Below are 23,268 nucleotides of genomic sequence, written 5' to 3'. Positions count from 1 at the left end.
ATGGCTGCAAATCTAAGAGCATTAGCTGCCCGATGTACTTTTGCCGTGGTAGATAAAGGCCGCAGTTTAGCCGATGAATTACCCTTGCAATTAGCTAAAATAGACGGTAAAGATAAAGGCTTACTGCAAGAGCTTTGCTATGGTGTATTAAGGCACTTACCTGAGTTAGAACACGATGTTCGTGAATTCATCAAAAAACCACTAACCGGTAAGCAACGTGTTGGCCATTTCTTAATGTTAGTGGGCATATATCAAATAAAATATACTCGCATTCCTGATCATGCTGCGTTCAATGAAACAGTTTCAGCCTGTAAGCCGTTAAAGTGTGATCATTTAAAAGGGGTTATTAACGGTGTATTAAGAAACTTTCAACGGCAGCAAGTAGCTAAAGATAACCAAGAGTGTACAAACAAATTGCCCGATGCTGTTGCTTTTAATCACCCTTCTTGGTTTATTAAAAAGCTACAAGGTGCCTACCCTGAAATTTGGCAAGATATTCTTAATGCTAATATGCAGCGCCCGCCAATGTGGTTGCGAGTTAATCAGCTTCATCATAGTGTCGATGATTATTTAGCCCTACTAGCGATTGAGAACATTGAGCATTTACTGGTTGATAAAAAGTCTGGTGCTATACGGCTAACTGAAGCTGTTGATGTCAATAAATTACCCGGTTTTCAACTCGGTTGGGTATCTATTCAAGACGGCGCAGCCCAACAAGCTGCGCTTTTGCTTGCTTGCCAACCAGACGATAATGTCCTTGATTGTTGCGCCGCTCCTGGCGGTAAAACCTGTCATATTCTTGAGTACAGCCCGAAAATAAAATCGATGACAGCCATTGATATCGAAGCCTCTAGATTAGAGCGCGTAGAAGAAAATTTACAACGGCTAAATTTACAAGCCCACGTTATTGCTGCTGATGCGGCCACACCTGGAAAATGGTGGAATGGTGAGTTATTCGATCGCATATTGCTTGATGCTCCATGCTCTGGTACTGGTGTAATTCGGCGTCACCCTGATATAAAATGGTTGCGCAAAAGCCAAGACATAGCAGTATTAACCGAGCTACAGCAAGATATTCTTAAAAATATATGGTCTTTATTGAAGCCCGGTGGTACTTTGCTATATGCAACATGCAGCATTTTACCTGAAGAAAATAGTGAACAAGTGCTGCGCTTTGTTAAGGAAAATTCTGATGCTGAACATATAGCTATAACCGATCAAGTTAATGATATTGGCTGGCAAATTCTGCCCAATAACAATTCAATGGATGGTTTTTATTACGCTAAGTTAATTAAAAAACCGCTATAAAAACAACAAAAAGCAATCTTAAATGAAAATAATAATTATTGGTGCTGGGCAAGTTGGTGGAACATTAGCTGAAAACCTTGTAGGAGAGCAAAACGATATAACCCTGATTGATACCAACAGTGAAACTCTGCGTGAATTGCAAGACAGAATGGATTTACGCGTTGTTACTGGTCACGGCTCTCATCCTGACGTACTTAAACAAGCTGGCGCTGAAGATGCTGAGCTAATCGTTGCGGTAACGAATGATGATGCGACAAACATGATCGCTTGCCAAATTTGCTATTCTTTATTTAATACCGCCAATAAAATTGCCCGCATTCGCTCAAGTAAAATACTAAAATATCAAAAAGAGCTTTTCCAAAATAAGAACATCCCCGTTGACCATGTCATTGCACCAGAACAACTAGTCACCCGTGATATTGCCCGACTCATAGATTACCCTGGAGCACTACAAGTATTAGAGTTTGCCCAAGGTAAAGTCAGCTTAGTTGCCGTAAAAGCCTATTATGGTGGACTATTGGTTGGTCATGCCCTGTCAACACTACGTGAACATATTCCTAATATAGATACCCGTGTTGCAGCGATTTATCGTAACGGTAAGCCCATTAGACCACTAGGGACTACGGTTATTGAAGCCGACGATGAAGTGTTCTTTATAGCCGCGAGTATTCATATTCGAGCGGTAATGAATGAATTACAAAAATTAGAAGCACCTTATAAAAAAATCATGATCGCCGGCGGAGGTAATATTGGTGCGGGTTTAGCTCGGCTGTTAGAAAAAAATCACCAAGTTAAATTAATAGAACACTCAGCTAAACGTGCTGCCTATTTAGCTTCTGAGTTAAGTGACACTTTGGTTTTTGCTGGTGACTCTTCTGATCAAGAGCTTCTGATGGAAGAGCATATTGACCAATTTGATGTTTTTATTGCGGTCACTAATGATGACGAAGCAAATATTATGTCATCGTTACTCGCCAAACGTTTAGGTGTGCGCAAAGCCATGGTATTAATCCAGCGCAGTGCCTACATTGATTTAGTTCATGGTAGTAATATAGATATTGCTGTTTCACCGCAGCATGCAACTATTTCAGCGCTATTAACTCACGTACGTCGAGGTAATATCGATAATGTTTACAGTTTGCGTGGTGGTGCAGCAGAAGCGATAGAGATTGTCGCTAAAGGTGATGAAAAATCCTCTAAAGTTGTTGGTAAAACTATCCAGCAAATTAAATTACCGCCCGGTACAACTATAGGCGCTATTGTCCGTGACGAAGAAGTGCTAATCGCCCATTCACATACTAAGATTGAAGCAGAAGATCATGTGGTGCTGTTTTTAGTCAGTAAACGTTATATCAGCGATGTTGAAGCCTTGTTCCAATTAGATGCTATAACATTTTTCTAAGCATTCAAGCTTAATAGCTACTGTAAGAATAATATTAGGTTCGCCAAAATGCTGGTGTGAATAATACCAGCAAGGTAAAAATCTCTAAACGTCCAAATAACATAGCAACAACTAATACCCACTTACTAAAATCATTTATATCAGCAAAGTTTGCCGCGACTTGTCCTAAACCTGGGCCTAAGTTATTTAAACAGGCAGCCACCGCGGTAAATGCAGCAATATCGTCCATACCTGCGGCTAATAGCAATAGCATACAAATAACAAAGACAGCGGCATAGGCAGAAAAGAAGCCCCAGATAGCTTCGACAACTCTATTGGGTAAGGCTTTTTTACCTAATTTAATCGTAAATACCGCTTTGGGATGCACCAATTTATTCAGCTCTCGAACACCTTGAAGGTAAAGAAGTAGAACACGAATAACTTTCATGCCACCACCAGCACTGCCCGCACAACCACCAATAAAACTTGAAAATATTAATAATATAGGTAACAGCGTTGGCCAATTAGAAAAAGCGGCTTCATTGGCAGATGCTGCCGAAAACCCTGCCGTAGTGCCAATAGATACCGCATGAAAAAGTGCTTGTTCAAAATTTTCAAAGCCCGATTGATAAACATTAAAACTCATCAAGACGACAAAACAAATCAGCGTTAAGACTAACTGAATACTTAAAAAAGCTTTTAATTCTGAATCATAAAAGTAACTGCGTAATGAACGACTGTTAACTACGGCAAAATGTAAGGCAAAGTTCACCCCAGCAACCAGTAAGAAGAAGACACAAATAAAATTAATCAATGGGCTGTCAAAGTAGCCCATACTCAAATCATGGGTTGAAAAGCCACCAATCGCAATAGTAGAAAAAGAATGGCAAATAGCATCAAAAAGGTTCATTCCGGCAGCCCAATAACTCAAGGCACAAGCAACAGTTAACGTTACATAAATCATCCACAAATGCTTGGCAGTATCGGCAATACGAGGGGTCATTTTTGAATCTTTTACTGGACCCGGCATTTCCGCCCGATATAATTGCATACCACCAATACCGAGCATAGGTAAGATGGCCACAGCGAGGACAATAATACCCATACCTCCTAACCATTGTAATTGCTGTCGATACCACAGCACAGCATGCGGCAAACCATCAATTTTAGTTAATATCGTTGCCCCTGTGGTAGTAAGGCCAGAAAACGATTCAAAGAAAGCATCAGCAACGGAGAGATTGGGTTCATCTAATAATAATAATGGTACTGCAGAAAAGCTTGCCAAAACAGTCCAAAATAACACCACTATTAAAAAACCTTCTCGTGCCCTTAAATCACTTTTTTCAGCGCGATAAGGATACCAAGACAGTAACCCTGCGATCAGGCAAAAAACAAAAGACATTAAAAAAGAAACACCGCCACCATCACGGTAAACGAGTGAAACAAAAGCTGGCGGTAACATAGTCACACTCAATAAAGCGACTAGTAAACCTAATATTCGGATGATATTTTTAAATTGCACGGTAGTTTATTATTGCTTTTTAGTTATCGGTTGTAGTGTTAACTGCCCAGCAGACATTGTTTGCAACTGCAGTTGGAAAAACTCAAGTTTTTCATCTGGTAATGCGAGCGTAAGGACAATATTTTCATTGTAGTCTTGTCGAATGATCTCGCCACCAAACTGTCCAATATAGTACAAAACATCGTTTACTTGGCTATATTGACACGCTAGTGTTTTGCGTACCATAGGAATTTTCAGTTTTGTCGGTAAAACCGCTAATGCTTGTTTAACACTACCGCCGTATGCACGCTGTAATCCACCAGGACCAAGTTTAGTACCACCGAAATATCGTACAACAACTGCGCAAAGCTCACCTATTTGACTACCTATTAACATACTCAGCATAGGTTTACCGGCGGTACCTGATGGTTCACCATCATCAGAAAAACCATACAACTGACTATTTTCAGGCCGACCAGCAATAAAGGCGTAACAGTGATGATTAGCCTGTGGGTGCAGTGCTTGTAAACTTTTTATAAACGCCTTGGCATCAGCAGCACTAGTGCAAGGCTTAAGGTAGCAAATAAAGCGGCTGCGAGTGACAATTGTTTCATCAATAATCTCGTCAGCAGCTATCACATAAGGCGTGGACACGTATATATTCGCTTAATTTAATTCAAAATCTCGTGTCATATTTTCATTATGAGACTGGTGAACGATAATATTATCTTCGATTCTGATACCGCCAAATGGACGCATAGTATCAACTTCTTGCCAGTTAACCATTTTGCCATGCACTGATTGCTTTAAGTCAGCAAGCAGTGAATCAATGAAATATAATCCAGGTTCGATAGTGAAAACTTGATTGCTTTCAATGATACGTGATGTCCGTAAAAAAGCGTGTTGCTCAGGAGTATTAACATGAGTACCACGTTCGTCAGCCATAAAGCCACCAACATCATGGACTTGTAAACCTAAATGATGCCCTAAACCATGCGGAAAGAAAGTTGAAATAATGCCACTATCTACTGCAGTATCAACATCAACATTAATAAAATTAAACTCTTTTAGTACCTTACCTATCTCGCGATATGATGCAATGTGCAGATCAACGTAACTAAGCCCTGGCTTTAAACCATCAACCGCATTTAGCATTAAGCTGTCCATGCGAGCGATTAACTCTGCAAAACGATCGCGCTTAAAGGAATAAGTACGCGTGATATCTGAGGCATAACCATGAAAATTAGCACCCGCATCTAATAAAAATGACCGGTGTGCTTGTGGCACCTCGCGATCTAACGCGGTGTAATGTAATATCGACGTGTTTTCATTCAAGGCGACAATATTGCCATAAGGTGTTTCACTTTCAACATGCTGTGTCGCTTTAAGGTAAGCATGTTGAATATCATATTCTGAGGCGCCATCAAAAAAGGCCGCCTTTGCTGCTTTATGGCCCTTAACCGCAATGGCATTAGAACGGCGCATGCATTCTTGCTCATATGATGTTTTATAAGCACGATGGAAGTGTAAATAGTTGATCAATGGCTCAGGATTGATATGCTCAAAGCCTAAGGCTTTTGCGACTTCGATATGAGCACCGATATAAGCAAAGGCCTTTTTATCGTAAGGCAATAACTTATCAACCTCACTTGCCTTAGAGAGAATTTTAATATCGAAAAAATCACTCCAGTAGCTACCGGCTAATTCAATAACTTTATGCCAAAAATCAACTGGTTGGTAATAAATAAGTGTTGGCTTATCGCGGCCATTTACTAATAACCAACAATTAGGAATATCAACTAAAGGTAACCATGCTTTAAAGTGTGGATTAACACGAAATGGGTAGCTATTATCGTCTAAAAAAGCCTTGATCTCTTGACCAGAATGAATGACTAAGCCTTGAAGATTTTCTCTTGTTAATACAGCTTTGGTTCTTTTTTGTAATTCAGCAACATGAGCTGGATAGTGACTCGCTAGTGTATTCATCTGGTAACTCTCTAAATTTCTTGTTGTTTTAATTATACCGCGTTTAGTGCGATATGATAATGCTTATACCTATGATACTTCAACATACTGTTTCAGAGCTATCATGGCTATATATGCGCTATTCATTTATATTCATCGCAATGATCTGATCAAATAACGAAACTGTTTGCCCTACTTTATGTTGATATATTTGTTGATACGCGAGAACACTTTTGACGTATTCTCGTGTTTCTTTAAACGGAATAGTCTCGATCCAAACATCTGCAGGTAGCGATTCAGCCCCCTTTAACCAAGTTTTTACTCGATAAGGACCGGCATTATAAGCTGCGGTAGCAAGCACAGGGTTACCATCATGACGATCCAATAAGTTTCGTAAATATTTAGTCCCTAGCTTGATATTATTTTTAGCATCGAGTAAATACCGATTAGACACTGTTTTACGTGCTAACTGCTTTGCCGTACCTGGCATTATTTGCATTAAGCCTTTAGCCCCTGCAGAGGAATTAGCATCTGACATGAACGAACTTTCTCGCCGAGCAATAGCAAACGCCCATGCTGAATTGATTTTTTCATTGCCAGCGTAATGTTTAATCTCATTTTCAAAGCCTAATGGAAAGCGTAAATTAACATCATCAAGATAGCCAACCTTAGCTAAGGTAAATATAGCTCTGTCATACCAATGCATCTCATTAGCAATTTTAGAAGCAACTAACTTGTCTCGCTTATTGAGTTTCGATAACCAATAGTTCCATTCTTGACGCGCATGATGAAATCGGCCAATAGCAAACAACTCAAAGGCTCTTTTCGCTTCAGGGCTTTTAATAATCAACGCTTTTTCATCAGCACTAACATCAAGCGGTATGTTCTGAAAGTTAGCTGGCTTATTTAAATAGCTGGCGGCTAAAAAACCATAATAATGCCGGCTTTGTGCCAGTTCACTTAATAGTTTATTGCCAGTTTCTAGCGCTCCGGTTGCCAATAAACTTCTACTATACCAATAACGCCACTTTAGGCTTTTTTGTGCTATTTCAGGTAATTTTAACAGCTTAGTTTTAATATTTTGCCAATTTTGATCTCGTAATGCGTCTGTTATATACCACTGTGTTAAATTACTATTAAAATCTTTATCATCAACTTGTGCTAACCACCCTGCCGCATCTAAATGATTTTTACTGGCCAATGCTAAAGCAAACTTCAAGGTGATTTGTTGTTGCTGTTGTTTTGTAAATGGTAATAGTGTCTTAGCTAAAGCATAACTATCAAGTGCTTGTTGAGGTGCACGCCATATCAAACGCTTTAAACCGTAAGCAACAATTTCAGCTTCTCTTGGAGTTTTGTTTTTAAATTTTGTTAAACGTTTAACGTAGGACGGATCACGACGTACTTTATGCCAAAGCTCAGCTAAATACTGCTCATTTTTTGGTAATAGCATGGTTAAATAAGGAATTAAAGTATGCTTACCACCATCTGCGGCTAACACGATACGTTGCCAGATAATATCATTGGTTCGATAACCCGCTTGTTGCCATTTTTTAAATAGCGGATCACAAACTTTAGGTTGAGACTTACCAACCAGCCACAGTGGTGTCACTTTTGGCAAGATACTTGAAGCTGCTACTCCCGATTTCAATTGAAATAAGTAATATTGACAGGTTAACTCAACGTTATTGGTTACTTTGTAAAAGCGTTGAAAAAGTACCGGTTTGTTACGTTTAGCTAAATAATTTAACCATTTTTTTCTTAATGGCCAATCCAGTGGTGTGCCTTCATACTTGTTTAAGTAGTCATTAATTTCTGACGCAGACGACAAGTTGATTTTTGTCATTAAACGCTTCTGATCCAAATAAGGCTGAAGTGGGTAGTAGTGCAGTTGGTTGTATAAATTTTGATAAGTTGCAGAGCCACTATTCCACACTTGCTTTTCGGCTTGCAAAAAGGTTTTCCTTTGCAAGTTTTCATCATTAGCAAAACTTGCTGTACTTGCCAATAGTGTACTTAATAAAATGCTTTTGAGAAATCGGAAACTACCTAACGGCATTGGATGGCCTTGGGAAAATAAGCGTAGCTCAATTATTCACTCCTAACGTAACAAAGCAAGTCTAATCACCATATTTATCCGCTTAATTTTAAATAGTAACGCTGAATCTCAACCATATTAGTTAAAATTATTTTTGAATTATTCATTATTACCAATAATATTATGGTTGCGTCATTGTAAATAGGCTTTAAACTTGGCGGCAGTATATATTGCTTAGCAAGGTTAGAAATGACAACCAAGACACTTCCAGACACTGACCATCAATTAGATGCAATAGGACTACGCTGTCCAGAGCCGGTGATGATGATACGACAAAAAATCCGTCAGATTGCCGCCGGTGAAACGCTATTAGTTAGCACTGATGACCCATCAACGACAAGAGATATCCCCAGTTTTTGTCGCTTTATGGAACATCAGCTTATTGCCCAACAAGCAACCAACAAACCTTTTCAATATGTTATTAAAAAAGGCATGGCTTAACCAAGCGTTAGTTAAGTATCATTAAAACTTTATAAACTTGGTATTACTGCTATTCCCCTAGCTTTCCCTCTAATAAAAAAGGAATGCCTAAGCCTTCCTTTTTGTCATGTTCATATAAGTTATTTTTTATAATAAAATGGCTAGCACCGTATTATTGCAACTGGTATTTATTGCAATAATGATATATCGGCAATAGCAAAGAAGCTATTACGAATTTCACTGAGCAAAGTTAAACGGTTAGTTTTAATGGCTTCATCGTCTGCCATCACCATAACATTATCGAAAAAGTTATCAATTGGTTGCTTTAATGTCGCTAATTCAGCAAGTGCATTTTGATAATCTTTATCTACCATTAATGGCGCTACTTTCACTTTTACTTTTGCAAAACTTTCAGCAAGCTCTTGTTCAGCAGCTTCAGATGCTAATTCTTGTTTAAATTCAGAATATAACTCACCTTTAAACTTCACTAGAATATTACCTACACGCTTGTTAGCTGCTGCTAACGTTGTTGATTCAGCTAACGTTTTAAAGTGAGTTACGGCGTGAATACGTTTGTCAAAATCTAAAGGTTTAGATGGCGCATTAGCTAAAACCGCTTGAATAACATCAATGGCAATTTTTTGATCTTGGTAGTACGCACGATAGCGACCTGAGATAAAATCTAAAACTTGTTTAGCCACATCGTCATTAGATAATTTATCTTGATATAACTCGACACTTTTCGCAATGAGTTCAGCAATATCAAGATTCAGTTGCTTTTCAATAATAATACGGATCAAGCCAATAGCCGCACGGCGAAGTGCAAACGGGTCTTTATCGCCTTTTGGTGGTTGGTTAATACCAAATATTCCCACTAAAGAATCAACTTTATCTGCGATAGCTACCGCACAACCAATAGTTTGCTCAGGTAATGCATCACCCGCATAACGTGGACGATATTGATCTTCTAACGCTTGCGCAACAGCCGCGGGTTCACCATCATGTTGAGCATAGTATTTACCCATGGTGCCTTGTACTTGTGGAAACTCAAGCACCATATCCGACATCAGATCAGTTTTACTTAACAAACCGGCACGGTAAGCCAGTGCTTTATCATCACCCGTTTTCTCAGCAACGAATTCACTTAAGCTGGCAATACGTTCTGATTTTGCTTTTACTGTTCCCAATTGTTTTTGGAATAAAACTGATTCTAAACTGACCAACCTAGACTCAAGTGTTTGTTTTTTATCTGTTTTAAAGAAAAATTCAGCATCAGCTAAACGTGGACGAATTACCTTCTCATTGCCCTTAATAACTTGGCTTGGGTCTTTACTAGCGATATTTGAAACAAAAATGAATTTATTCAATAACTTACCGTCAACACTGGTGACCGGAAAGTATTTTTGATGATCTTTCATTGAATATATTAATGGTTCTGCTGGCACATTAAGAAACTCCTCGTCAAAGCTCCCTACTAAGACAACAGGCCATTCTACCAATGAAGTCACTTCATCAAGTAACTCTTCATCAGGTAAGGCAATGCCGCCAATTTCTTCAGCTGCTAAATTAATTTGCTCTAGAATGGTTTTTTTACGTTCTTGATAATCAACCACAACATAGGCATCACGTAAGATTTTTTCGTAATTATCAGCATGATTAATAGTGACTAAGCCATCATGATGAAAACGATGTCCAGTAACAACATTATTGGAATTTACATTGAGTGTTTCACCAGCAATAATTTTTTCGCCGTAAAGCATAGTCAGTGTATGCACTGGGCGGATGAACTGCGTTCTGCCTGAACCCCAACGCATAGGTTTAGGCACTGGCAATTTAGCTACCGCCTGGTTAACCATATCAGGAATCAACAGCTCAATGTGCTTACCTTGCTCTACCGTTTTATGTAGCAGCCATTCACCTTTATCCGTAACCAAACGCTCAGCATCTGCGACGGTAATGCCATTTGAACGAGCCCAACCTTCTGCAGCTTTACTTGCATTACCTTCGGCGTCAAATGCTACATTAACAGCAGGCCCACGTTTCTCGATGGCTTTATCAGCTTGACTAGCAACCAAACCATCAACTTTAACTGCTAAACGTCTTGGTGTCGCATACCAATGGATATCAGCATAAGAAAGCTTAGCTGCGTCCAATTGGGCTTTAATTTGTTGATGAAAAGTCATTGCTAAAGTTTTTAACGATTTGGGTGGTAACTCTTCAGTACCCAATTCTATTAATAGTGTTTGAGTAGTCATTATGCTTGCCCCTCTGCTGAAGTGCCTTTGGCATCGTTATTCTTACAAAGAGGGAAACCAAGCTCTTCGCGTTTTGCATAATAAGCTTGTGCACATGCTTTAGATAACGTTCTGACACGTAAAATATAACGTTGACGTTCTGTCACTGAAATAGCGTGACGAGCATCGAGTAAGTTAAAAGCATGCGAGGCTTTCATAACCTGTTCATATGCAGGTAATGCTAAACCTGCTTCAATAAGCTTTTGACTAACCACTTCGCATTGGTCAAAAGTTTTGAAAAGATCGGCAACATCAGCATGTTCAAAGTTATAAGTTGATTGTTCGACTTCATTTTGGTGGAATACATCACCATAAAGTACTTTACCCATAGGGCCATCAGTCCAGACTAGATCATAGATACTATCGACGTTCTGAATATACATAGCTAAGCGTTCTAGACCGTATGTAATTTCACCAGTAACAGGTGCACACTCAATTCCACCGACTTGTTGAAAGTAAGTAAACTGGCTAACTTCCATACCGTTTAACCAGATTTCCCATCCAAGACCCCAGGCACCTAAAGTTGGTGATTCCCAGTTATCTTCTACAAAGCGAATATCATGTACTAGCGGGTCTATGCCCATCTCTTTTAGTGAGTCTAAATATAATTCTTGAATGTTATCCGGTGATGGCTTAAGCATTACTTGAAACTGATAGTAATGTTGTAGACGATTAGGATTTTCGCCGTAGCGGCCATCGGTAGGACGACGACATGGCTGAACATATGCACTACTCATTGGCTCTGGACCAATAGAGCGCAAAAATGTCATTGGATGGAATGTACCAGCCCCTACTTCTAAATCTAATGGCTGAACTATGACACAGCCTTGACGTGACCAATAATCTTGCAACTGCAATATTAGTCCTTGAAAGGTCTTTACATTAAACGTACTCATAACAATCCGATTCTATGGTTATAGTGTGATAAATAAGGCTAATTATACCGTTTGTCGCTTTATTAGCCTAGTGCCCTTGCTTAGATGTTTAGAGTTTATCACTCAAAAATACAAGGTTAGAAACAAAAAATGCCCGATTTGATGATCGGGCATTGTTATCTTTAAATTTTAAAAGCTAAACATCTAAGTTAGCCACTTTAAGCGCATTCTCTTCAATGAAGTGTCGGCGTGGTTCTACATGATCACCCATTAAGGTAGTAAACAATTGATCGGCAGCAATAGCATCTTCAATAGTTACTTGTAGCATTCTACGTGTTTCAGGATCCATGGTTGTTTCCCATAGTTGACTAGGATTCATTTCACCTAGACCTTTATAACGTTGAATATATTGACCACGTTTTGATTCTGCCATTAACCAATTTAAAGCTTCTTCAAACTCAGTGATAGGTTTAATTTTTTCGCCACGCTTAACATAAGCACCTTCTTCCATTAAACCATTTACCGCTTTATTTAAATTTTGAATATTTTCAAATTCTTTCGAATCAAAAAATTCATAGTCACAGTCATAAACGGTATCAATACCATGTTTACGTACATTAAAACTTGGGTAATAAACATTACGCTCTTGGTCTTGCTTAACTTCTACCGTGTAAATAGAACCATTACCATCTTGATCTGATAATTGCTTAAGAAGATTAGCAGTCCAAGTTTCTACTTTATCTTTATTTTTAAAGTCTTCAGTAGAAATAACATCACCGTAGATCATCTTCTCTAAAATATCAGCAGGGATCAAACGAGACACACGTTTAATAGTTTCGTGAGTTTTACGGAACTGTTTAACTAATTTCTCTAGAGATAAGCCTGATATTGCTGGTGCTGATTCATTGACATGTACTTCAGCATTTTCTAAAGCAAGTGTCGTTAAGTACTCAGTTAAGCCTTCATCATCTTTAATATAACGTTCTTGCTTACCTTTCTTCACTTTATAAAGTGGTGGTTGAGCAATATAGATGTAACCACGTTCCATTATTTCAGGCATTTGACGATAGAAAAATGTCAGTAATAATGTTCGGATATGAGAACCATCGACATCAGCATCGGTCATGATGATAATGCTATGATAACGAAGTTTATCTGGATTATATTCGTCGCGACCAATACCACAACCTAACGCAGTAATTAGCGTACCAACTTCTTGTGAAGATATCATTTTATCAAAACGCGCTTTTTCTACGTTAAGAATTTTACCTTTCAATGGCAAGATGGCTTGGTTTTTACGATTTCGTCCCTGCTTGGCTGAACCACCAGCAGAGTCTCCTTCGACAATATATAGTTCAGAAAGTGCAGGATCTTTTTCTTGGCAATCAGCTAATTTACCTGGTAAACCAGCGATATCTAAAACACCTTTACGACGGGTCATTTCTCTTGCTTTACGTGCAGCTTCGCGAGCACGAGCCGCATCAACAATCTTCATAATGATAGTACGAGCTACTGAAGGTTTCTCTAATAGATACTCACCTAGTTTTTCGCCCATCGCTTGCTCTACAGCTGTTTTAACTTCAGATGACACTAACTTATCTTTAGTTTGAGAAGAGAATTTAGGGTCAGGTACTTTAACTGAAATTACAGCAGTTAAACCTTCACGAGCATCATCACCAGAGGCACTAGTTTCAGTACTACCACCTTTCTTAGTTTTATTTAAACCTTCTTTAACCATGTAGCTATTAAGCGTACGAGTTAAGGCTGTTCTAAAACCACTTAAATGAGTACCACCATCACGTTGTGGAATGTTGTTAGTAAAACAGTGGATGCTTTCTTGGAAGCCATCATTCCATTGCATTGCTACTTCAACAATAATGCCATCATCACGTTCTAGATCGAAATAGAATATTTCTTCATTAACTGGCGTTTTATTGGTATTTAAATAATCAACAAACGCTTGAATACCACCGTCAAAGTGAAAGTGATCTTCTTTACCCGCTTCTCGTTCATCAATAAGTCGAATAGAAACACCAGAGTTCAAAAATGACAACTCACGGATTCTTTTCACTAGTAAGTCATAGTGGAATAGCACATCAGTAAAAGTATCTTCACTTGGCCAAAATCTCACTTCTGTACCGGTTTTGTCACTTTCACCAACAACTTTCAAAGGCTCTGCTGGAACACCGTGATGATAAAATTGTTCGAATAATTTACCGTCTCTTCGAATATTTAATTTTAATTTGTGACTTAAAGCATTTACTACAGATATACCAACACCGTGTAAACCACCCGAAACTTTATAGCCCGAGTCTTCGCCACCAAACTTACCACCAGCATGCAATACTGTCATGATAACTTCTGCTGCTGAAATTCCTTCTTCTGGATGAAGTTCAGTTGGAATTCCTCGCCCATCATCTCTAACTGACACTGAACCGTCTAAGTGAATTTTAACAATAATATCACTACAGTGACCTGCAAGAGCTTCATCAATTGAGTTATCCAACACCTCAAATACCATGTGATGAAGGCCAGTGCCATCATCGGTATCACCTATATACATCCCTGGTCTTTTGCGAACTGCATCTAAGCCTTTAAGTACTTTTATACTTGCCGAGTCATATTCATTTTCTATTGTCATAGCTTGTAGCCTACTCACTCATTACTGATAGTTTGCCATGTTTCACGTGAAACATTTTATAGTTTTCTTTCTGCGGAACGAGTTGTTCCACTGCTGTTTTATCTATTGCAGTTACAATAACCTGACAATCAATTTCTGCTATTGCATTATTTAATAATGCTCTAGAGTGAATATCAAGTTCTGCACCTACATCATCAATTAACAAAATTGGTTTTACTCGGTTTACTCTTTCAATAAGCTTTGCCTGTGCAAAAGTTAAAGCGAGTAAAAACAACTTTTGTTGCCCACGAGATAGTTGATTATCAAGGGATGTACCATTTAATATAAATCTTACATCAAACTTTTGTGCACCAAATAAACTGTAACCCATGGATAATTCTTTATCGCGATACTGTTCTAAAACTTCTAATAACTTCTTCTTTGAATTCCAACCTTGTAAGTATTGAATTACTATATCATCAGATACTGACGGTAACATTATTTTCAACCAAAAACTTAACTCGTTAGTCAACTCATTCACATATTCAGCTCTATGGTGAGCTATTTGTTCTGAGCTCTCAGCAAAAATATCAGTCCAATAATTTAGTGTCGATAAATCTGTTTTATTTCTTAAACAAGCGTTTCGTTGCTTTAGTATTCTAGAAAACTCTCGCCAGTGATCCGAAAATGAATGTTTCACGTGAAACAATCCTAAATCAATAAAGCGTCTTCTTTGTTTGGGACCGCCAAAAAAAACAATAAAACTTTCAGGCGTAATTACTTGTACAGCAACATTTTTAGCTAACGATGAAAACTTACTTTGTTTTTCTCCGTCGATTCTAATTTCACTATCGCTAGCGTTACTGTTAAAACCTTTTCTTACTCCAAGCTGACAATCTTTATCTGTTTTGACACTAACAGTAAAAGTATTCTTGCCGTGTTTTAGTAAATTATCAACTTTTGAACTACGGAAAGACTTACCATGAGCTAAATAAAAGATAGCCTCTAGTACACTACTTTTACCACTACCATTATCACCAATAATAAAATTTACATCAGCATGAAAATCAGCAGCAACACTTGCTATATTACGAAAATCTTGTATAAATAATTTACCAATGCTCACTTAATAATTCTACAAACGCATTGGCATAACAACATACAAGGCTTCACCAGACTCGCCACCTTCGATTACAACACTACTATTAGCATCCGCTAAAGTAAATTTAACATCAGTTTCTTTAATAGCATTTAATACGTCTAGAACATAACTAACATTAAAACCTATTTCTACTTCTTCATAAGGAAAGTCGATACCAATAATTTCTTCCGCTTGCTCTTGTTCTGGATTATTAGCGGTAATTTTTAATTCTGTGTTGCCAAAATTAAGCCGAACCCCTTTAAACTTTTCATTAGATAAAATAGAAGCACGGGATAATACTTGTCTTAACTCATCTTTATTAGCATTAAGAATTTTATCACCATTACGTGGTAAAACCCGACGATAATCAGGAAAGCGGCCATCAACAAGTTTACTGGTAAAGGAAAATTCATTATCAATAATACGAATATGATTTGAGCCCAAAAATACCTGTACGGCTTCATCGACAGGATCTAATAAACGAATAATTTCTAGAATACCTTTACGTGGAACTATGACTTGCCTAGCGGGTAATTCAAGTTCTTGATTAGAAATTTTACAAATAGCTAAACGATGGCCATCAGTAGCAACAGAACGTATTTCATGCCCTTCGGTTTCTATCGACATACCATTTAAGTAGTAACGAACATCTTGATTCGCCATAGAAAAATGCGTACTTTCAATCAAACGTAATAATTCAGACTTTAATAATTTAAACGCTACATCACCTTGCCATTCTTCAATATTTGGAAAGTCACTGGCTGGCAATGTTGAAAGTGAATATTTACTACGGCCAGTGCTAATTTTTATAACATCGTTAACTGATTCAAAAGTTAGCATTGAATCATCAGGTAAACTTTTACAGATATCGAGTAATTTACGAGCGGGAATGGTAATTTTCCCATCTTCTGCATGATTGTCTACAGTCGCATAAGCCACCATTTCTAGTTCTAAATCAGTAGCTGTTAAGGTAAGTGATTGCCCACTTACATCAAAAAGAATATTACCTAAAATAGGTAGTGTACTCTTTCGTTCTACAGCACCAGAAACCAATAATAAAGGTTTCAATAGTAATTCTCTATTCAATGAAAATTTCATTTCTGACTCGCTTATAACTTACTTATTATTATGATGACAATGTTCTGGTTAAATTTGAATAATCTTCTTTTATATCGTGAGATTCTTCACGTAACGCTTTCACCTTACGACAAGCATGTAATACAGTTGTATGGTCTCTACCACCGAAGGCATCACCTATTTCAGGTAAACTGTGGTTCGTTAGCTCTTTAGATAATGCCATTGCAATTTGGCGAGGTCTAGCGACTGAACGATTTCTTCGTTTAGAAAGTAAATCAGCTACTTTGATTTTATAATATTCAGCTACCGTGCGCTGAATATTATCAATCGTGACCAGTTTATCTTGTAATGCCAATAAATCACGCAATGCTTCGCGAACAAAATCAATGGTAATCGCTCGGCCAGTAAAATTAGCATTCGCAATAACTCTATTTAATGCGCCTTCAAGTTCTCGAACATTTGAGCGTAAGCGTTTAGCAATAAAAAATGCCACTTCGTCAGCCAAATTAATATGACTTTCTTGCGCTTTGCGCTTTAAAATAGCCACACGCGTTTCTAACTCAGGTGGCTCAATGGCAATAGTTAAACCCCAGCCAAAGCGTGACTTTAACCTATCTTCAACATCAACTTCTTTAGGGTAACGGTCACTGGTTAAAATAATTTGCTGATTACCTTCAAGTAAAGCATTGAAAGTATGAAAGAATTCTTCTTGTGTCCGATCTTTACCAGCAAAAAATTGAATATCATCAATCAGTAAAGCATCAACTGAACGATAATATTGTTTAAATTTTTCCATGGCATTATTTTGTAATGCTCTTACCATATCTTGCACAAAACGCTCTGAATGCATATAAGCTATTTTTGCATTCGGTTTATTTAACAAAATACCATTGCCAACAGCATGCAATAAATGCGTTTTACCTAAGCCAGTACCACCGTAAATAAATAGCGGGTTATAGGCTGCACCGGGATTATCAGCAACTTGTGATGCTGCAGCACGAGCTAATTGATTTGATTTACCTTCAACAAAGTTATCAAAAGTGTATTTAACTCTAATATTGGTGGTTTTTGGTAAATTACTTTCTGGCGCGATAATGTCTTTATTTGAGCTTTTAGTATTAGGCTGTAATTGACTAATACTATTTTGAATATTACTTTTTTGTGCCGGAATACTACCAACGTCAAAACGTAATAATGGCGGATTAGCACTATCCTGCATACCCACGAGCTCATTAATGCGATTGACGTACTTATCTCTTACCCAATCCAAAACAAATCGATTTGGCGCATATAAAGTCATAATATTATCTGTTATCACACACTGAAGCGGACGGATCCACATACTAAATTGTTGTGCGGGTAATTCTTCTTGAAGAACAGACAAACATTTTTGCCAAAGTGTATGATCCAACAACCGACTCCTGATAAATACTATACTTTCTGTCTTTAATCACCGATAAAAGCAAACAATAAAAAAATAGAAGAGTATAAAAATTAATTTTTATAATTACCCTATTATCACTATAGTTATCCACAACATCAATATTGACTTTTCGATAAATGCATTTTATTGACAGTTTTTTTTCCTAAGCTCAATTAAATTGGGCAGCGAGCAAGTTTTTAATAGCAAATAAATGTTAAAAAACTTTCCATATACCATTTAATTATTATGGAAAAAAGACCATATCTTAACTATCAAATATAAAATTGTTAAAAAACTGTGGATATTTATCTGATCTGAACGATCCGTAAACGATCTTTTTAAAATAGCTGGATAATAACCATTGACAAAGTTTGCTTCTCTATATAGAATTTCGCCTCATTTTTAGACCCAGTGTGCTCATGAAGGCTGTTTTGCCAGGGCAACAACAACAGACGGATTAGCGTAATGAAAAGAACATTTCAACCTAGTGTATTAAAGCGTAAGCGCAACCATGGCTTCCGTGCTCGCATGGCTACAAAAAACGGTCGTGCTGTAATTGCACGTCGTCGTGCTAAAGGCCGCGCAAGCCTTAGTGCTTAATCTTTTAACTTGCAACTTAAGTTAAAGGAATAGTAACCGCTATGGTTACTTATGAATTTAATCGGGAGTCACGTTTGTTGACTCCCGGTCAATTTCAAGCTGTATTCTCAAAACCTCTGCGTTTTGGGTCTAGCCACATCACCATTCTCATCACCCCAAATTCTGATAAAAACAACCGTCTCGGTCTAGCCATTGCTAAAAAACGGGTTAAATTAGCTGTACAACGAAATCGTATTAAACGACAAATTCGAGAAAGCTTCCGTTTAAATCAACATAATCTCCCCCATATAGATATGGTGGTTATGGTTAAATCAGGTACTGATAAGCTCGAAAATAAAGAAATTAATCAGCAATTGGAAAAAATATGGCGAAAAATAATTCAGCGCCACAAAAAGTAGCTATTACCTTAGTAAAAGCTTACCAGCGTTGGCTTAGCCCATTGCTTGGTCCTCATTGTAGATTTGATCCAACATGCTCTTTTTACGCTATAGAAGCAATAAATCGCTTTGGTGTGATAAAAGGTTGTTGGTTAGCAGGCAAACGTATACTAAAATGCCACCCACTTAATGCGGGAGGACATGATCCCGTGCCACTATCAAAAAAAGAGAAATAAGACATTATGGAATCCCAACGCAGTTTTCTTTTTATTGCGCTTATGGTTGTTACCTATTTGCTATTTAATCAATGGCAAATGGACAATGCTCCAGTTATTGAGCAACCAGCAGTAACTCAACAAACAACACCAAGCAATAATAACGGCGAATTTGTTCCTGAATCATCAGCAACAGTAACGTCTATTAACAATGAAAAAACGCCAGTAAGTGCTAGCCTAATTTCAGTGACCAATAATGTTTTTTCACTAAAAATTGATACTAAAGGTGGTGACATTGTTGAAGCTAAATTACTAAAATTTGATACTGAGCAAGGTAACGGTATCCCGTTTACTATTTTACGCAGTGACCGTGATCGTTATGTTGCACAAAGTGGCTTAACTGGCGCACAAGGTTTAGACCGTGTTATTCAGGGTCGTCCTATCTATCAAACATCAGCAACTTCATATCAAGCAAATACTAATGAACCTCTGGTTATAGATTTAAATTACATTGACACTGCCGGTTTGTCTGTTACTAAACGCTTTACCTTCGGTTTTGATAGCTACGCTGTTGATGTTGAATATATCATTGAAAACAATGCTAGTACGCCAGCAAGTGTGCAAATGTATGCACAACTTAAGCAAACCACTTTAATTGAAAGTGGCAGCGGCCTAATTCCTACCTATAAAGGTGCGGCATATTCGACCACTGAAGATGTTTATGAAAAGTATAAGTTTGACGATATTGAAGAAACAAACTTAAATGTTTCTACTCAAGGTGGTTGGGTAGCCATGTTACAACACTATTTCGTTTCTGCATGGGTACCTGAAAAAACAGCAAATAACCAATTATATACCCGTTATTCAAGCAATAAAGATGCGGTTATTGGCTTTAAAGCTCCTGCAATAACTATAGAGCCAAATAGTACAGCAACAACATCAGCAATCTTTTATGTTGGCCCAAAAGATCAAGATGTGCTTGAGAACATCGAAGAAAACTTAGATTTAACTATAGATTACGGTTTCTTATTTATGATCAGCCAACCATTATTCTGGCTGCTAATTAAAATCCAATCTATTGTCACTAACTGGGGTGTAGCCATCATCATCATCACCCTAATAGTTAAAGGTGGTATGTATCCACTAACCAAAGCGCAATATACCTCAATGGCTAAAATGCGCGCATTACAACCTAAAATGACCCAGTTAAAAGAACGTTTTGGTGATGATAAACAAAAAATGTCACAAGCCATGATGGAACTTTATCGTAAAGAAAAAGTAAATCCTGCTGGTGGTTGTTTACCATTAATTATTCAAATGCCAATCTTCTTAGCATTATATTGGGTATTCTTAGAAAGTGTTGAATTGCGTCACGCGCCATTTATGTTGTGGATCCAAGATCTATCAGCACAAGACCCGTTCTACATTTTGCCAATATTAATGGGTATCAGTATGTTCATTATGCAAAAAATGCAGCCCATGACGGTTCAAGACCCTATGCAGCAGAAAATAATGCAGTATATGCCAGTTATGTTCACCGTATTCTTTTTCTGGTTCCCTTCAGGATTAGTACTTTACTGGTTAGTCAGTAATATTATTTCAATTGTACAAATGAAAATAATATTCTCGGGCATCGAAAAAGCCAAAGCGAAGTAAAACTGTTTTTATCTGTGAAAAGGTAGCTTCGGCTACCTTTTTTTATACCTTAAATTTAGCTTTCAACTTTCTTTATCGGCAATATCGTCTGTAAAAAATCAAACAAAAGTTCAGTGCGCATTTCACGCAAGTACTTAACGGTTTATAATATCGCCAATTAATAGAATTTACCGTTAACTGAGAACATGTCATGTCTAACCTTGCTTTTTCATCAAGCCAAAAAGAAACTATCGCAGCACAAGCTACAGCACCAGGAAGAGGTGGGGTTGGTATCATCAGAGTTTCAGGTCCTGAAGTTAAAAATGTTGCTCAAGCAATTTTAGGCAAGCTACCAGAACTTAGAAAAGCTGAATATTTAACTTTCAAAACTCAAAAAGGCCAAGCATTAGATCAAGGTATAGCCTTGTACTTTAAAGGTCCTAACTCTTTTACTGGTGAAGACGTATTAGAGCTTCAAGGACATGGTGGTCCCATTATTTTAGATATGTTACTAAAAGAGATACTCGCACTCCCTAAAGTGCGTATGGCAGGCCCCGGTGAGTTCAGTGAACAAGCCTTTCTCAACGACAAACTCGATTTAACACAAGCTGAAGCCATTGCAGACTTAATCAACTCAAGTTCAGAGCAAGCCGCCCGTTGTGCTTTACATTCTCTACAAGGTGATTTTTCAAAGCTAGTCCATAAAATGGTCAATGACACGATACATTTACGTATGTATGTTGAAGCCGCTATTGATTTTCCTGAGGAAGAAATAGATTTTCTTGCTGACGAAAAAGTTGTTAATGATTTAAAAGCAATCATTGCACAAGTAGCTGAAGTAAAAAATAAAGCCCAACAAGGCAGTATTATCAGAGAAGGTATGCGTGTAGTTATTGCTGGGCGACCGAATGCGGGTAAATCCAGTTTGCTCAATGCTTTAAGCGGTAAAGAAAGTGCCATAGTAACTGATATTGAAGGCACTACTCGTGACGTATTAACAGAACAAATACATATTGACGGTATGCCATTACATATCATTGATACCGCAGGATTAAGAGAAAGCGCTGATAAAGTAGAACAAATAGGCATTGAACGTGCTTGGCAAGAAATCAAACAAGCCGATCGAGTATTATTAATGATCGACTCTTCTCTGGATGAAAACATAGATCCAAAAACAGTCTGGCCAGAATTTTTCGAGAAGTTACCCGCGAATATTGGCTTAACCGTAATACGAAACAAAGCAGATATTAGCCGAGCTAAAACCGGTTACAGTGAATTAAATACCACTCCTACGGTAACTTTGTCAGCGAAAACAGGTGCGGGCGTCTCAGCGCTAACTGAGCACCTTAAACATATCATGGGTTATCAAGGTAGCACTGAAGGTGGTTTTATGGCGAGACGACGTCATTTAGTAGCACTTGAGCAAGCACATCAACACTTAGAAATAGGCTTAGAGCAACTTGAGTCTTATGTTGCTGGAGAAATATTGGCTGAAGAATTACGTTTTTGTCAGCAAGAACTCAATAAGATCACCGGTGAATTTACCAATGATGATCTTTTAAGTGAGATTTTTTCATCATTTTGTATCGGTAAATAGTAACAAGATCTATCTCAATATTTAAAAAATAACAACTAATAGGAATAGAAAATGAGTTCATTTCAAATCATTGTTGGCAGTATGTTAGGTGGCTCAGAATATGTAGCAGAGGCCTGTGAGGAAACATTAATAGCACTTGGCCATCAAGTTGACGTGCATTTACAACCAACATTTGCTCAAATTTCAAACGAAAATCAAACTTGGCTAATTTGTACATCAACTCATGGTGCCGGTGATTACCCTGACAATATTCAAACATTTATCACAGATCTTGAAAAGAGCGATCAAGATCTATCCTCAATAAATTTTCTAACGATCGGCATTGGTGACTCAAGCTATGATACCTTCTGTTATGCCGCTAAAAAAATAAATAATATATTAATTTCAAAAGGTTGTACTGAGATCACAGCTTTACTCACATTAGATATGAGTGAGGATATCGATCCAGAAGAGCGTGCTCAACACTGGTTAAATGAGAATAAAGATCTTTTATAAGTAACTTACCCATAAGTTATTCACATTAAAGGTTCTAAAAAACCATAGATGTGGATAACTATAAGGAAAAGCTATTAATTAACTATTATTATTCAGTGTATATAAATTAACTTTATTTTACTTGTGGATAAGTAGCAGTTTTGATCAAAGCTTATAACTGAGTTGATCAATGCTTGATCACAAGGAAGCCCCCTAGTTAATAGTATGTTTTTTATAAAGAAAAGTGACTTATCAACAGAAAAGCAG

19 protein-coding genes are annotated in these 23,268 nt (G+C 37.6%); 9 read left to right on the top strand and 10 right to left on the bottom strand.

What is annotated here, in order from left to right; genetic code table 11:
• Both rsmB and trkA read left to right on the top strand, forming a co-directional pair.
• Positions 1 to 1,308: a 16S rRNA (cytosine(967)-C(5))-methyltransferase RsmB gene (rsmB, locus tag FGD67_RS11460; RefSeq protein WP_257171327.1), complete on the top strand. Its 1,308-nt coding sequence runs from the start codon at positions 1 to 3 to the stop codon at positions 1,306 to 1,308.
• Between the two features lie 22 nt (positions 1,309 to 1,330).
• On the top strand, positions 1,331 to 2,710 hold the full coding sequence (gene trkA / locus FGD67_RS11455; protein WP_257171326.1) for a Trk system potassium transporter TrkA: 1,380 nt from the start codon (positions 1,331 to 1,333) through the stop codon (positions 2,708 to 2,710).
• A 34-nt stretch (positions 2,711 to 2,744) separates the two neighbouring features.
• On the opposite strand, the gene FGD67_RS11450 is transcribed toward trkA, so the two are convergent.
• The 4 genes from FGD67_RS11450 to FGD67_RS11435 form a co-directional block, all read right to left on the bottom strand.
• Positions 2,745 to 4,211 (bottom strand): TrkH family potassium uptake protein, encoded by a 1,467-nt coding sequence (locus FGD67_RS11450; protein WP_257171325.1) that lies wholly within the window; start codon positions 4,209 to 4,211, stop codon positions 2,745 to 2,747.
• 9 nt (positions 4,212 to 4,220) lie between these two features.
• A complete protein-coding gene (locus tag FGD67_RS11445; RefSeq protein ID WP_257171324.1) occupies positions 4,221 to 4,844 on the bottom strand; it encodes a YigZ family protein in 624 nt (207 codons plus the stop codon).
• Positions 4,845 to 4,856: 12 nt separating this feature from the next.
• Positions 4,857 to 6,176 (bottom strand): Xaa-Pro dipeptidase, encoded by a 1,320-nt coding sequence (gene pepQ, locus FGD67_RS11440; RefSeq protein WP_257171323.1) that lies wholly within the window; start codon positions 6,174 to 6,176, stop codon positions 4,857 to 4,859.
• A gap of 118 nt (positions 6,177 to 6,294) precedes the next feature.
• Positions 6,295 to 8,214, bottom strand: a complete 1,920-nt coding sequence (locus tag FGD67_RS11435) for a transglycosylase SLT domain-containing protein (protein WP_257171322.1) — start codon at positions 8,212 to 8,214, stop codon at positions 6,295 to 6,297.
• Positions 8,215 to 8,442: 228 nt separating this feature from the next.
• On the opposite strand from FGD67_RS11435, the gene tusA reads away from it, so the two are divergent.
• The gene (gene tusA, locus FGD67_RS11430; RefSeq protein WP_257171321.1) at positions 8,443 to 8,694 is read left to right on the top strand and encodes a sulfurtransferase TusA; all 252 of its coding nucleotides are present in this window, start codon (positions 8,443 to 8,445) and stop codon (positions 8,692 to 8,694) included.
• A gap of 167 nt (positions 8,695 to 8,861) precedes the next feature.
• On the opposite strand, the gene glyS is transcribed toward tusA, so the two are convergent.
• From glyS to dnaA, 6 genes are all read right to left on the bottom strand, one after another.
• Positions 8,862 to 10,928 (bottom strand): glycine--tRNA ligase subunit beta, encoded by a 2,067-nt coding sequence (gene glyS, locus FGD67_RS11425; RefSeq protein ID WP_257171320.1) that lies wholly within the window; start codon positions 10,926 to 10,928, stop codon positions 8,862 to 8,864.
• Positions 10,928 to 11,863, bottom strand: a complete 936-nt coding sequence (glyQ, locus tag FGD67_RS11420; RefSeq protein ID WP_257171319.1) for a glycine--tRNA ligase subunit alpha — start codon at positions 11,861 to 11,863, stop codon at positions 10,928 to 10,930. The genes glyS and glyQ overlap by 1 nt, the downstream gene beginning before the upstream one ends.
• A gap of 175 nt (positions 11,864 to 12,038) precedes the next feature.
• On the bottom strand, positions 12,039 to 14,483 hold the full coding sequence (gene gyrB / locus FGD67_RS11415; protein WP_257171318.1) for a DNA topoisomerase (ATP-hydrolyzing) subunit B: 2,445 nt from the start codon (positions 14,481 to 14,483) through the stop codon (positions 12,039 to 12,041).
• A 10-nt stretch (positions 14,484 to 14,493) separates the two neighbouring features.
• Positions 14,494 to 15,588, bottom strand: a complete 1,095-nt coding sequence (gene recF / locus FGD67_RS11410; RefSeq protein ID WP_257171317.1) for a DNA replication/repair protein RecF — start codon at positions 15,586 to 15,588, stop codon at positions 14,494 to 14,496.
• A gap of 9 nt (positions 15,589 to 15,597) precedes the next feature.
• On the bottom strand, positions 15,598 to 16,701 hold the full coding sequence (gene dnaN / locus FGD67_RS11405) for a DNA polymerase III subunit beta (RefSeq protein WP_257171316.1): 1,104 nt from the start codon (positions 16,699 to 16,701) through the stop codon (positions 15,598 to 15,600).
• Between the two features lie 28 nt (positions 16,702 to 16,729).
• On the bottom strand, positions 16,730 to 18,091 hold the full coding sequence (gene dnaA / locus FGD67_RS11400) for a chromosomal replication initiator protein DnaA (protein WP_257171315.1): 1,362 nt from the start codon (positions 18,089 to 18,091) through the stop codon (positions 16,730 to 16,732).
• Between the two features lie 477 nt (positions 18,092 to 18,568).
• Here dnaA and rpmH point away from each other — a divergent pair, with 477 nt between their 5' ends.
• The 6 genes from rpmH to mioC all read left to right on the top strand — a co-directional run bounded on the left by rpmH (position 18,569) and on the right by mioC (position 23,022).
• Complete coding sequence (gene rpmH, locus FGD67_RS11395; RefSeq protein WP_033080930.1) at positions 18,569 to 18,703, top strand: 50S ribosomal protein L34; 135 nt, start codon at positions 18,569 to 18,571, stop codon at positions 18,701 to 18,703.
• 41 nt (positions 18,704 to 18,744) lie between these two features.
• A complete protein-coding gene (gene rnpA, locus FGD67_RS11390; protein WP_257171314.1) occupies positions 18,745 to 19,101 on the top strand; it encodes a ribonuclease P protein component in 357 nt (118 codons plus the stop codon).
• Positions 19,068 to 19,316: a membrane protein insertion efficiency factor YidD gene (yidD, locus tag FGD67_RS11385; protein WP_257171313.1), complete on the top strand. Its 249-nt coding sequence runs from the start codon at positions 19,068 to 19,070 to the stop codon at positions 19,314 to 19,316. The genes rnpA and yidD overlap by 34 nt, the downstream gene beginning before the upstream one ends.
• A 6-nt stretch (positions 19,317 to 19,322) precedes the next feature.
• Positions 19,323 to 20,951, top strand: a complete 1,629-nt coding sequence (gene yidC / locus FGD67_RS11380) for a membrane protein insertase YidC (protein ID WP_257171312.1) — start codon at positions 19,323 to 19,325, stop codon at positions 20,949 to 20,951.
• A gap of 190 nt (positions 20,952 to 21,141) precedes the next feature.
• The gene (gene mnmE, locus FGD67_RS11375) at positions 21,142 to 22,527 is read left to right on the top strand and encodes a tRNA uridine-5-carboxymethylaminomethyl(34) synthesis GTPase MnmE (protein WP_257171311.1); all 1,386 of its coding nucleotides are present in this window, start codon (positions 21,142 to 21,144) and stop codon (positions 22,525 to 22,527) included.
• A 51-nt stretch (positions 22,528 to 22,578) separates the two neighbouring features.
• Positions 22,579 to 23,022, top strand: a complete 444-nt coding sequence (mioC, locus tag FGD67_RS11370; RefSeq protein WP_257171310.1) for an FMN-binding protein MioC — start codon at positions 22,579 to 22,581, stop codon at positions 23,020 to 23,022.
• Positions 23,023 to 23,268: the final 246 nt, after the last annotated feature.

Source organism: Colwellia sp. M166, assembly GCF_024585285.1.
Lineage (GTDB): Bacteria > Pseudomonadota > Gammaproteobacteria > Enterobacterales > Alteromonadaceae > Cognaticolwellia.
This window is presented reverse-complemented; position numbering and strand designations above follow the sequence as displayed.

Coding starts and splice junctions, on each gene's coding strand:
- rsmB (WP_257171327.1), top strand. CDS start 1: ATGGCTGCAAATCTAAGAGCATTAGCTGCCCGATGTACTTTTGCCGTG.
- trkA (WP_257171326.1), top strand. CDS start 1,331: ATGAAAATAATAATTATTGGTGCTGGGCAAGTTGGTGGAACATTAGCT.
- pepQ (WP_257171323.1), bottom strand. CDS start 6,176: ATGAATACACTAGCGAGTCACTATCCAGCTCATGTTGCTGAATTACAA.
- FGD67_RS11435 (WP_257171322.1), bottom strand. CDS start 8,214: ATGCCGTTAGGTAGTTTCCGATTTCTCAAAAGCATTTTATTAAGTACA.
- tusA (WP_257171321.1), top strand. CDS start 8,443: ATGACAACCAAGACACTTCCAGACACTGACCATCAATTAGATGCAATA.
- glyS (WP_257171320.1), bottom strand. CDS start 10,928: ATGACTACTCAAACACTATTAATAGAATTGGGTACTGAAGAGTTACCA.
- glyQ (WP_257171319.1), bottom strand. CDS start 11,863: ATGAGTACGTTTAATGTAAAGACCTTTCAAGGACTAATATTGCAGTTG.
- gyrB (WP_257171318.1), bottom strand. CDS start 14,483: ATGACAATAGAAAATGAATATGACTCGGCAAGTATAAAAGTACTTAAA.
- dnaN (WP_257171316.1), bottom strand. CDS start 16,701: ATGAAATTTTCATTGAATAGAGAATTACTATTGAAACCTTTATTATTG.
- rpmH (WP_033080930.1), top strand. CDS start 18,569: ATGAAAAGAACATTTCAACCTAGTGTATTAAAGCGTAAGCGCAACCAT.
- rnpA (WP_257171314.1), top strand. CDS start 18,745: ATGGTTACTTATGAATTTAATCGGGAGTCACGTTTGTTGACTCCCGGT.
- yidD (WP_257171313.1), top strand. CDS start 19,068: ATGGCGAAAAATAATTCAGCGCCACAAAAAGTAGCTATTACCTTAGTA.
- yidC (WP_257171312.1), top strand. CDS start 19,323: ATGGAATCCCAACGCAGTTTTCTTTTTATTGCGCTTATGGTTGTTACC.
- mnmE (WP_257171311.1), top strand. CDS start 21,142: ATGTCTAACCTTGCTTTTTCATCAAGCCAAAAAGAAACTATCGCAGCA.
- mioC (WP_257171310.1), top strand. CDS start 22,579: ATGAGTTCATTTCAAATCATTGTTGGCAGTATGTTAGGTGGCTCAGAA.